Raw genomic sequence first — 10379 nt, 5'->3', positions numbered from 1 at the left:
CATCGTTGCACACGATGACCTCGTCACCGAGTCTATCAAAGTCGTGCTGTTGAAATAGTTCTCACTCTCCATCAAACACAGCGGGGCGACCGATTGGCCGCCCCGCTTTCATTGAGCAGTTGTATTGAACGCTATTTCAGCAAAGTCAGCTTCTGAACCGTTGACAAGCCGGTTGACGTTTCGAGTTTGGCAAAGTAGAGCCCGCTTGGACGATTGCCCGCATTCCAGGCAAGGGAATACTCCCCGGCCGTAAGGGGCGCATCAAGCAGCACATCTGACACCTGTCCAAGCACGTTGAAGATTGATAGTTTGACATTCGCATTCTGCGGAAGCGTGAACGCGAGTTGCGTGCTCGGATTGAACGGATTCGGATACGACGCAAGCGTGAATGATTCAGGCAACAGATTGCCCGGCACATCGTCCGCATCAAGCGTCACTTCCGAGAGCACCTGCGCATAGACATTGTTGAAAATATCGCCCACCGCTCCCGCTCCGCAGCAGCGTCCCGGATTGCTCGAACGCAAATCCTTCCACACCGCCAGCGCGCTGCCCCCCGACCACGGTATCAACACCGGCTCCTGCTGATAGGTCGGTACATTACAAATCGGGTAGCCCTCCGCCGGCCAAGTGAAGCCGTTTACCGTCGCGAACTCGCCGTCGCCGTTGATGTGTGTACCGTAGACATCTATCTCGGAATAAATGTCGCTGTTGCGCAAATCCTCCCACACAATCCACGCGCCGCCGCTGCCGTCATAGGTCAGCGAAATGAAATTCTGGTCCCCGTTGTAACTGCTTGTCAGCCGCTCCGTTCCCTCCCACACCGGAAGTCCGTCCGCGTCAAAACGCGCGACGTAAGCCTTCGTCTGAAAACCGTTGCGGAAATCCTCATACGCAAGAAGAAACCCTCCTGCGCCGTCCGCACTCAATTGATGTCGCACAACCGCAGCATCATCAGGCGTTATTCTGCGTCCCTGCGCACTCCACAAATTCTCTCCCGCTGGAGTCAGCAGCACCGCCCGCACATCATAGGTCGCCGCCGCTTCGCCTTGCGGATATTCCCACGTCACAAGCACGTTCTCACCGATTAACACCGCCTTGGCGTTGCGCTCTCGCACCATCACACCGCCAAACTCGCGTCCTTCGTTCGTCCATCCGTCGCCGAACGTCCCGTCGCTGTTGACATGGAAAATGATCGCCTGTGTGTCCTGCCACGGGCCGGTCATCCCGACCAGATAGCAGCCGCCGCTGCCGTCGCTCAACGCTTGAGTCAATGTCAAGTCCGCACCCGCCTGACCGGGAAACTCGTGGTAGCCTTCACTCCAGCTTAGCTGCCCGCCCGCGCTGACATGTGCCACGCAGATGCGCGCCACGAAACCCGCATTGAAGCGGGTGAAGGCCACGAATACGCCGCCGCTGCCATCCGGTATCAAAAAGCTCTGACCGTGAAAGCCGTTGGACGTGCGGATGACTGCAGGTTCATTCCACATCTGGTTGCCGTCCGCATTCACCTGATGCACATGCAAGTTGTTCGAGAACCCGAGGGAATCACCAAGCCAAGCGAAAAACGCGCCGCCGCTGTTGTTGGAGACAACTGCGGGCGGTACGTAAATCGTGTAACTACCGCTCTGTGTCAGCTTGCGGCCATTCGGCTCCAAAAGCGGTTCTCCGTTCGCGTCCATGAACTGATAGTAGATATCGGTGTTCAGCGACGAGCGGCTGTCACTCCAAATGACCGCGAGCTTCTGCTCGTCTATCCGTGCCGCGCGCTGATAGTAGCTGTCGTATGTCCAGCCGCCGCTCAAAAATTCCGCCGTTCCCGCAATCTGACCTGCACTGTTCAGTTCCGACACGAACAGGCTCTCCGGCTGCAGAATCGTCCGCCCCGATACTATCACAAGTCGAGCAGAAGCGTTGGACGGCTTCTCAATTTCCGAACGCAGCTTCTTCGTGTCTCGATACCAAACGGTGTTGCCGCCGTCTCCCCACATCTTCTCACCGCTGCTTGAAATCTTCTGCGTGTGCACGCTGTATTCCGACCAGTTGACAATCTCCGTCCACGTTATGACGAGGTTGTCGCCGTCCCAGCTCCAATCGAGCGGTGAAGTGAACAACGCCGCATTGCCAAGGCTCACAGGTCCCCATAACAGCTCGCCCGTCCGGGCGTATTTCGAGAGCGTTAGCAGCGATTGGTCGGGGTCGAATTCGTAGCTGGAAACAGCCACCACCACTCCGCCGTCCGGCGTCTCACTCATCTTGGTCACCGTCTGCACATGGGCTCCCGAGCCGACCACCGTGCCCTCTGGACTCCAGCCCGGCAAGGGAGCGCGATTCGTGTCCATCAACTTCAACCGCGCATCCCCGAATTGATTGCCCTCTTCGCGCGCCGTCCATGCGACAGCCAGTCCATTCTCAATCTTCACCATGCTATGTCTGCCTGAATAGGCGAACTCTGCAACCGCGGGGTCGTTGGCGAAGCCAATGGTGCCATCGGGCGAGAGTTTCTGCAGCACGAGTTCATCCGGGTCGCCGGGCATCGTGTTCAGGATGTAGGCGTCGCTGCCGATACAGACGACATCGAGCGGTTGATTGTAGGTATCGCGCCGCGTCAGCAGTTGTATACCGTCCAGCGGTCCGACACGCTCGCCGTCCGGGCTCAGTATCTGCGCGTAGCTGTTCAGCCTTGTGTCGGTGCCGTCCGTCAAACGGTCGTCGGTGAACACGATAAACGCGTATCCCTGATCGTTCAGAGCGAGTTTCACTTCAAACTGATCGCGCGCCTGCTCGATAACCGTCACACCGCCTTCGGGTGACCACATCGCATTGCCGTTCGCGCTGTAGCGCTGCGCGCGCAAATCGCGAAAACGTCCCACCGAGTAGTCTTCCCAAACCACCAGCACGCTGCCGTCCGGATAGGCGGCCACAACCGGTGCGCGCTGTTCGCTGATATCGCCGCCGACCAATCTGCCGTTCTGTCCCCATAGATGCGAGCCGTTCGGTGCGATGCGTGTGCCCCACACATCTCGTGTCCCGTCCCGCAAGCAGTCATAGTAAAAGAGTGCGACATCATTACCAGCGCTTATGGCCGCACCATTCCAACCAAGATGGGCACCTTGGCGAACGGCTTTGCCGTTCTCCGGCCACAACACTTGGGCGAGAACGAGAGTTGGCAATAAGGCAATCAGGGCAAAAAAACGAAGACGGTTCATGGGTGCGGTCCGGGTTGAATTCTGTACTTAAATATACGAATTCTTCGGAAAATTCGTTCCTTTTTGACGAGGTGTTCAGAATTTTTTTAGTCCATAATCTGCTTGCATTCCCTACCAATATCGAAACGATAGTGCTTGTTTAATAAAGATTTGACCTGTCATCTCCCGCCGTTCTTCACAAAGGCCGAAGCTGAAAAAGAGGAGGGATATGTCCAATTTGAACGCTTGGGCAAGGGGTTTGATTCCCCCGGGGGGGAGTCCCTTGACAAAAGAAGTTAGAAAAAGTACCTTGCTTCAGGTGCACGATGGGGTGTACCATGGGCGGAAAAACCACTAAAAAGGGAGTCTCACCATGAGAAACGCACCTTTCACCTTGACCGCGGCGGTTATGCTGGCGGTTTTTTTGTGTTTTGGGAACGAAAATGTTTGGGCTTGTTCGGAGTGCATTTGTTTCAATGATAATACTTGCACAAACGAAGAGTGCGGCGTAACTCCGAATGCAAACTGCACCAGGTACGTTTTCACTCCTTCATGTTCGGGTAACTACAGCTTCAAAACATCTACAACCTGCACAGGCGGAAGCAATTGTTTTGACTGTCAGTCCTGTGCAAACATCTTTAAGATTTCCGGGGGAATCGAGTATTCAATTTCGAACGGGAACTGTCACACGAATGAATGTGATATAAACAATTGCACCAAGGATTGCAGCGCAACGGGCAATTTTGTCGCGCTTAGCAGCGGAGTCTCTTATGCGGTTTATGTTTGTAAAATACCTTGTCCGGACGGTCCCGATTGCGATGATTGCGGCGCGGACTGCAAAGCGTGGGCATGTTTCAGTTACGGTATTGCCAACTGCAACCCATGAGGAGTTTCATCGGTAACACCCTGCTTTCGGTCATCTTCCTTGTCTTGCTCAGGGACGCAAAAAGCGCTGTACTCAATGTTCCTGAGGAGTTTTCTACCATTCAGAATGCCCTTAACGCTTCCCTGATGGGTGATACAGTCCGAGTGTCACCGGGAGTTTATCATGAATTCCTAATCTGTTCAACAGACTCTATATTCATCACGGGTTGGTATTCAGTAGATACGCTAACTGAACTTCGAACCATACTCGATCCCATTCCCGGGGGGTTGGATACACCCTCGACAATGGTCCTAACAGGAAATGCCGCGAAGCTTCAGAATTTGGCCTTCTTCAACAGGCCAGAAATGCGCGAGCCGGTTTGGCCGACACGCACTGGTGGAGTTCTTCACACAGGCGAGAGCCTTTCGCTTCAATACTGCCGATTCGATTCCATATCAAATGCCGTAAACGCAGAGCATTTCATTCGTGCGGACCATTGCACATTTGTCGGTTGTCAGTGGCATTGTCTGTTTCCTTCCAATGAAGGGACAGTGCATGCTGAGAATTGCACGTTTGATGGCTCAAAGAGGTGGCTGGTTTATGGAGGTTCGGGCTCGAGGATTCTGAATTGTTCTTTTCGAATTCACGATGCACCCTCAACTTACTTGTTACGTCTCCACGGCAACGATGTTTATGTCAGGGGATGTCAATTCACGTCTGTCGATGGCGTATTTTCATCGGTGCTCGTCAGCCCTCAAGGCGACTTCCGAATTGCGGAATGTGTGTTCCAGAACGTAACCGGAGCACGAGCAATGATCGAAGTGCTGCTCGATTGTTCGGGAGCCGAAGTTGACACGCCGATTGTCATTGCGAATAACAGATTTCAGGATTATGAAGGCAGTGAGTTGGGCGGGACGACTGCCATCGCGATGGGCTGCCAGAATCCGAATCCGGGCTACTTCGGGTTAGTCGCAGGCAATACGTTTGAAGACGGCTTAGCAACCGGAGGAAACATTCCGGGGATAGCAATCAGCGGATCTGCAACATTGATGGATAATTGGTTCGAACGGCTTAGTCCGGATGCAACACCCGACGTGATGATGCTTCGAAGCGCACAGGACTCACTTCTCGCACGCGACAATTCATTTCTCCCGCCCGGGTTGGCGACAGGATCCAATGGAAGCTATTTCGACGCGCGCTTGAACTGGTGGGGGGATTCAACGGGACCGTTTCACGCGAGTTTGAATCCGGGTGGATTGGGATCGGAGGTCGGGAATGGCGTCCTGTTCGAGCCATGGCTGACACAGCCCCCTGACAGCTCAGATACAACCAGCGCGGTGGATGACCATTCGGAGCATTCGGTTCCAACCGATCTCGGTCTGCACGTTTTTCCTAACCCGTTTAATCCGGTGACGACGCTGAGGTTTTCGCTTCCGGCAAATGGTAATGTGATTGTCAGGGTCCATGACGTCTTGGGTCGAGAAGTGGAGAGAGCGGACTTGGGGTTGCTTGCGGCCGGAGAGCACACTCTGAAGTTAAACGGCGCAAAGTGGAGTTCGGGAGTTCATTTTGCGACCGTTTCTACCAATTACTATTCAAGCACCGCAAAACTGCTGCTGTTGAAGTAAGTTTGACCGCTTGGCCCCGGAAGGCGGTGACCAGAACAAAAAAGCCCCGCAACAACCGTTGCGGGGCTTTATCTAAACCGACTATCTCAAACACTTGCGTCAGCGCAAGAGGTGCCTGACAGGCACTACTTGGCGGCGGAAAGGTGCTTGCTGACCAGCTTGGTCATTTCGAACATCGAGACCTGCTTCTTGCCGAAAATCTTCGAGAGCTTGTCATCGGCATTGATCATTCTCTTGTTGTTCTTGTCCTGCAGCCCGTTCTTCTTGATGTAGTCCCAAATCTTCTTGGTCACATCGGTACGCGGCATCGCCTTGCTGCCGATGACTTCGCCCAAAGCGGCCGACGGCTGCATCGGGGCCATGAAAGCGGCGTTCGGTTTACGCTTGGCGGCTTTCTTCTTCGTCGCCTTCTTGGCAGTAGCTTTCTTCTTCGTCGCCTTCTTGGCGGCCTTCTTCGGGGCGGCCTTCTTGGCGGTGGCTTTCTTCTTCGGAGCGGCCTTCTTGGCAGTCGCTTTCTTCTTCGGAGCGGCTTTCTTCTTGGCGGTCGCTTTCTTCTTGGTTGCCTTCTTGGCAGCCGGCTTCTTCTTCGTGGCCATGTGTGAGCTCCTTTGCTCGATGGTTTTTAGTTCTGAGGGATTATCTTGCAGTCAGTTGTTTACCCGTGAAGTGGGGGTTCGGTTAACTGCGGCTTCCCCGTCGCAATTCCGGACTGTGCGGCAGTCCGGGACCGTCTATCTAAAAGGCGCCGGCAACAGGCGCCACCTGTTCGATTCGTGGCTCACAAAAGCACACTTGCAAATATACTCAGTTCACGAATTTTGTCAAGAGGGAGTGAGCATTTCACTTCATTGGAACGAGCAGGCACGCGAGCAAGTTGCAGCAGCACGCTGCATCCGTTTGCCCCCTGCGTCCCAGTGAGCGATTCTCTCCCGCTGCAGCCTGCGCCCGAGTGCCAAAGTGAAGCTCAGGGAGGAGCGTTTCACCCGCAGCGCGAGTCGAGAAGTATTTGAAACAGAGTAAGTTGAGAGTGAAAACGAGTCGCGTCTCCATTGCTGCCGCAACGCGCGAAGCGTCTGCTCCCCGGAGCGGTTCTACACCGTCGCAGAGCGCTGTTCGCGGCCTTTACAGTCGAGCCACAGGCGGTTTTCCCTATGAAAACTCGTGCACAGTGCCGGCGCGCGCAAAAAAAAGTCTCAGAAGCATGCCTCCACTTGCAATTGTGTGACTGAAAAATAACCCCTGCATTCACGCGTCGGCACTACCGCCGCCGTCACCCGGTAACCGACAGCGTGACCGAAATTTCACTGCCTGTCCAATCGCGTGCGTACCGTTCACAAAACTGCGCGCCACAAGCCCGCCGTACCCCCCCATGTATGAGGTTTGAGTTTAGAGAGTAGAATGGGTATATTTAAGGTTGCCTATGGAATTCACAGCCCCGCCGGCGAGACCGAAAACGGGCAAAATAGCACGGAAAGGACCCCTAAATGAGTATTTCTACACAGGCTGAAGAGCGGCTTTCACTGGAGAATATCCATGAAAGCTCGGCCTATAACCCATATCGCGGACAAGCCCTCCCCGAGGATATTGAAATTCAGGAGTGGATTGACTCGCTCGATTACGAATTCCAGCAGGGTGGGCCGGAACGGGTGCAGGCGCTTCTGCAATGGCTGCAGATACATGCCCAGAAGCAGGGCGTGTCCGTGCCGTTTCCGCTCACAACACCCTACGTGAACACGATTCCCGCCGATAAACAGCCCGCTTTCCCCGGCAGCCGCGAAATCGAGCGCCGTATCAAGAGCATTATTCGCTGGAATGCCATGGCAATGGTCGTCCGCGCCAATCGTGCCGAAGACGGAATCGGCGGCCACATCTCCACCTACGCATCAGTCGCTACGCTGTTTGAAATCGGCTTCAATCACTTCTTCAAAGGCCCGAATCACGCTGACGGTGCGGATATGATTTACTTTCAGGGGCATGCCTCGCCGGGTATCTATGCGCGCGCCTTCCTCGAAGGCCGACTGTCCATCGAGCAGCTGCGCAACTTCCGCCATGAATTGCGTCCCGAAGGCGGCTTGAGTTCCTACCCGCACCCCTGGCTGATGCCCAACTTCTGGCAATTCCCCACAGTCTCCATGGGACTTGGTCCCATCACCGCTATCTATCAGGCGCGCTTCAACAGATATCTGGAAAACCGAAATCTCAAACCGCACACCGATTCGCACGTGTGGGCGTTTCTCGGAGACGGAGAAACCGACGAGCCGGAAGCTCTCGGAGCAATCGGTCTGGCCGGAAGAGAGAAGCTTGACAATCTGATTTTCGTGGTGAACTGCAATCTGCAGCGACTCGACGGGCCTGTGCGCGGCAACGGCAAGATTATTCAAGAGCTCGAAACCATCTTCCGCGGCGCGGGCTGGAATGTCATCAAGCTTATCTGGGGCAACGATTGGGATTACATATTATCCGAAGACAAAACCGGCAAGCTCGTCAAGCGTATGGGCGAAGCTCTGGACGGTGATTTCCAGAAATATACCGTCGAATCGGGTGCATACATCCGCGAACATTTCTTCGGCACCGATCCCGACGTGCGCGCACTCGTCGATCATTTGAGTGATGAGCAGCTTTCGAGAATGCGCCGCGGCGGACATGACCCCGAAAAGGTCTATGCCGCCTACAAGGCTGCCGTCGAACACAAGGGACAGCCGACCGTGATTCTGGCCAAGACCATTAAGGGCTACGGTCTGGGTGAAGCCGGAGAAGGCCGCAACATCACGCACCAGCAGAAAAAGCTTAACGACGACGAGCTTAGGCATTTCCGCACACGGTTCGGAATTCCCATTTCCGATGAGGCCATCGCCGCGACGCCGTTCTACAAGCCGCCGCAGGACAGCCCGGAGATGGTCTATATTAAAGAGCGCCGCGAGAAGCTCGGCGGGCCGGTACCCGCACGGATTGTGGATGTCAAACCGTTCGCTCCTCCGGCAGGTGATTTCTGGAAAGAATTCTCCGAATCTTCGGGCGACCGTGAACTCAGCACCACTATGGTCTTTGTGCGCATTCTCGCCAAGCTCCTCAAGGATGAAAAGTGGGGCAAGCTGGTTGTGCCTATCGTTCCCGATGAAGCACGCACTTTTGGTATGGAAGCGCTGTTCCGGCAGGTGGGAATTTATTCGAGCATCGGCCAAAACTACGAGCCCGTGGACAGAGCTTCTCTTCTCTATTATAAAGAAGCGAAAGACGGACAGATTCTCGAAGAGGGAATCACCGAGGCGGGCTCCATGTCGAGCTTCATTGCCGCCGGAACGGCCTATGCCAATTACGGCCTGAATATGCTGCCGTTCTTCACCTTCTATTCGATGTTCGGGGCGCAGCGGGTCGGTGACCTGCTGTGGGCGGCCGGTGACTCCCGCTGCAAAGGATTCATGATGGGCGCCACCGCCGGACGCACCACCTTGAACGGCGAAGGACTCCAGCACGAAGACGGGCACAGCCCGATTCTCACGCTGCCCGTCCCGAACCTGATGGTCTATGACATCGCGTTCGGCTACGAGCTTGCCGTTATCATTCGCGACGGTATGAAGCGGATGTATCAGGACCAGGAGGATATCTTCTACTACCTGACCATTCAAAACGAAAACTACGCGCACCCCGAACAGCCCAAGGGTGTCGAAGAGGGAATCCTAAAGGGGCTCTACCTCTATAGGAAGTCCGACGACAAGAAGGCCAAACTGCGCGTCAATCTGTTCGGCTCAGGCTCGATTATGCTCGGCGTGTTGGAGGCGCAAAAAGTCTTGTCCGAAAAATACGGCGTCGCTGCCGATGTTTACTCGGTCACCAGCTACAAGAATCTCTACACCGACGCGCTCGCCTGCGAACGCCACAACATGCTGAACCCGACCGAGACACCCAAGGTGCCGTTTATCACCTCGGCGATGAAGGGAGCTGCCGATATTACGATTGCCGCCAGCGACTACATGAAGGCTCAAAGCGACCTGATTCGCAATTGGGTTCCCGGCGAGTTCCATTCGCTCGGCACCGACGGCTTCGGCAGAAGCGAAAGCCGTGACGCGCTCCGCAACTTCTTCGAAGTCAGCACTCCCTACATCGTCCAAGCCGCGCTCGCCAAACTCGCACTGCAAGGCAAAATCAAACCCGAAGTGCTTGCTGCGCACATGAAAGAGTTTGATGTCAAGCCGGATAAATTGAATCCGTGGGTGTCGTAATCAGTGTAGGGGCGGATGGCAATCCGCCCGCGTCAAGGCGGAACAACAATGTCCAAGATCGCGACGGCGGGTGTCTTCACCTGCCCCGCTAACCGACAATCCCAAGCGCAACGATAATCTGTGTAGGGGCGGATGGCAATCCGCCCGCGTCAAGGCGGAACAACAATGTCCAAGATCGCGGCGGCGGGTGTCTTCACCTGCCCCGCTAACCGATAATCCCAAGCGCAACGATAATCTGCGTAGGGGCGGATGGCGATCCGCCCGTGTCAAGGCGGAACAACAATGTCCAAGATCGCGGCGGCGGGTGTCTTCACCTGCCCCGCTAACCGACAATCCCAAGCGCAACGATAATCAGTGTAGGGGCGGATGGCAATCCGCCCGCGTCAAGGCGGAACAACAATGTCCAAGATCGCGGCGGCGGGTGTCTTCACCTGCCCCGCTAACCGACAATCCCAAGCGCAACGATAATCTGTGTAGGGGC

General features: G+C 55.3%; 5 protein-coding genes. 3 read left to right on the top strand and 2 right to left on the bottom strand.

Annotated features, from left to right (window positions below; translation table 11 throughout):
- Positions 1-131 precede the first annotated feature (131 nt).
- Positions 132-3206 (bottom strand): T9SS type A sorting domain-containing protein, encoded by a 3075-nt coding sequence (locus HUU59_13295; protein NUO20415.1) that lies wholly within the window; start codon positions 3204-3206, stop codon positions 132-134.
- A gap of 352 nt (positions 3207-3558) precedes the next feature.
- Between HUU59_13295 and HUU59_13290 the strand changes: the two genes are divergently transcribed.
- Together HUU59_13290 and HUU59_13285 are read left to right on the top strand one after the other, a co-directional pair.
- Positions 3559-4071 carry a hypothetical protein gene (locus HUU59_13290; protein NUO20414.1) on the top strand — a complete coding sequence of 171 codons (513 nt, stop codon included), beginning with the start codon at positions 3559-3561 and terminating at the stop codon, positions 4069-4071.
- Positions 4068-5678, top strand: coding sequence for a T9SS type A sorting domain-containing protein (locus tag HUU59_13285; GenBank protein NUO20413.1), 1611 nt, complete (start codon positions 4068-4070; stop codon positions 5676-5678). The genes HUU59_13290 and HUU59_13285 overlap by 4 nt, the downstream gene beginning before the upstream one ends.
- Positions 5679-5803: 125 nt before the next feature.
- Here the strand turns inward: HUU59_13285 and HUU59_13280 are convergent, their stop codons facing one another.
- A complete protein-coding gene (locus HUU59_13280) occupies positions 5804-6274 on the bottom strand; it encodes a hypothetical protein (protein ID NUO20412.1) in 471 nt (156 codons plus the stop codon).
- An 888-nt stretch (positions 6275-7162) separates the two neighbouring features.
- Here HUU59_13280 and aceE point away from each other — a divergent pair.
- Positions 7163-9898, top strand: a complete 2736-nt coding sequence (gene aceE / locus HUU59_13275) for a pyruvate dehydrogenase (acetyl-transferring), homodimeric type (protein NUO20411.1) — start codon at positions 7163-7165, stop codon at positions 9896-9898.
- The last annotated feature ends 481 nt before the right edge of the window (positions 9899-10379 follow it).

Source organism: bacterium (assembly GCA_013360195.1).
Classification (GTDB): domain Bacteria; phylum Electryoneota; class RPQS01; order RPQS01; family RPQS01; genus JABWCQ01.
Note: the sequence above shows the minus strand (reverse complement) of the source record. Positions and strands in the feature narration are given on the sequence as shown.

Bases quoted from the DNA above. Each gene is read 5' to 3' on its own strand.
- HUU59_13280 (NUO20412.1), bottom strand. From the start codon at position 6,274: ATGGCCACGAAGAAGAAGCCGGCTGCCAAGAAGGCAACCAAGAAGAAA.
- HUU59_13290 (NUO20414.1), top strand. From the start codon at position 3,559: ATGAGAAACGCACCTTTCACCTTGACCGCGGCGGTTATGCTGGCGGTT.
- aceE (NUO20411.1), top strand. From the start codon at position 7,163: ATGAGTATTTCTACACAGGCTGAAGAGCGGCTTTCACTGGAGAATATC.
- HUU59_13285 (NUO20413.1), top strand. From the start codon at position 4,068: ATGAGGAGTTTCATCGGTAACACCCTGCTTTCGGTCATCTTCCTTGTC.
- HUU59_13295 (NUO20415.1), bottom strand. From the start codon at position 3,206: ATGAACCGTCTTCGTTTTTTTGCCCTGATTGCCTTATTGCCAACTCTC.